The organism is Acinetobacter sp. WCHAc060033 (assembly GCF_004209125.1).
Classification (GTDB): domain Bacteria; phylum Pseudomonadota; class Gammaproteobacteria; order Pseudomonadales; family Moraxellaceae; genus Acinetobacter; species Acinetobacter wuhouensis.
The window spans coordinates 1-654 of sequence record NZ_SGSW01000172.1; the positions used below are offsets into that span (position 1 = coordinate 1).

General features: G+C 40.5%; 1 protein-coding gene. It reads left to right on the forward strand.

Annotated features, from left to right (window positions below; translation table 11 throughout):
• Positions 1–119 precede the first annotated feature (119 nt).
• On the forward strand, positions 120–654 hold a 535-nt coding region (locus EXE10_RS21155), incomplete at its 3' end, for a recombinase family protein (RefSeq protein WP_130114611.1).

Genomic DNA, 654 nt, shown 5'->3' on the forward strand with positions numbered 1-654 from the left:
AAGTTCATGAAATTATGTATCATTTAAATGATTTTTAATCATAAGTAACATGTAACTTTAGTGTTAAAGAATTATAATTTACGAAATTGTTCATTTTTATCCAATTGGGGCGTGAAAAAGTGAAAGGCCAAAAAGTAGGGTATGTCCGGGTAAGTTCTGTCGAGCAAAACACTGGACGTCAACTTGAAGGAATTGAGGTCGACCGGATTTTTGTTGACCGTGCTTCAGGTAAAAATACTGACCGACCTAAATTTCAGGAAATGTTGAACTATGTCCGGGAAGGGGACAGGGTGATTGTACATTCAATGGATCGTTTTGCGCGAAGCCTAAAAGATTTGGTCACTGAAGTAGATAAACTGGTCAAACGAGGGATCGCCATCCAGTTTGTAAAAGAAAATATTACTTTTACAGCCGAATCCACCCCGATGGATAATTTGATGCTTCAAATGATGGGTGCTTTTGCACAGTTCGAACGTGAGATCATTTTAGAGCGGCAAAAGGAAGGAATAAAACTCGCCTCTGCTCAGGGGAAGTACAAAGGTCGGGTGCATAAACTAAAGCCTGACCAAGCTGAAGCTTTACGACAAGCATGGAAGGAGGGGAAGTATCCATCGAAAATGGCATTAGGGAAAGCTTTTGGGATTAGTCGTCAGG